Origin of the sequence: Vibrio sp. 10N.222.49.C9 (assembly GCF_041474985.1) — a bacterium.
GTDB lineage: Bacteria > Pseudomonadota > Gammaproteobacteria > Enterobacterales > Vibrionaceae > Vibrio > Vibrio crassostreae_C.
Genome location: NZ_JBFRVD010000980.1, coordinates 1 through 305, shown reverse-complemented (window position 1 = coordinate 305; position 305 = coordinate 1). Strand labels below are relative to the sequence as shown.

At 46.9% G+C, this 305-nt stretch carries 1 protein-coding gene; it reads left to right on the top strand.

All coding sequences use genetic code 11. The features are described 5' to 3' along the window. A partial coding sequence (locus tag AB4585_RS26515; RefSeq protein ID WP_372171731.1) for a S26 family signal peptidase occupies window positions 1-305 on the top strand: 305 nt, incomplete at both ends.

Below are 305 nucleotides of genomic sequence, written 5' to 3'. Positions count from 1 at the left end.
TTACTGGTATTGTCTACGCTCTAGAAAAGCTCGTTTGGGCAAAGAAAAGAGCGGCCAAGGTGGCAGAGGTTGAGGCTCAAACAACGGGTTTGGACGATAAAACCAAGGCTAAGATTGCTCATCAGCCATGGTGGATTGAGAACAGTGTTTCTATTTTCCCTGTGATCGCCTTCGTGTTGGTATTGCGTTCGTTTATCTACGAACCCTTTCAGATCCCATCGGGCTCTATGATGCCAACCTTGCTGATTGGTGACTTCATCGTTGTTGAGAAATTCTCTTACGGCTTGAAAGACCCTGTATGGCGC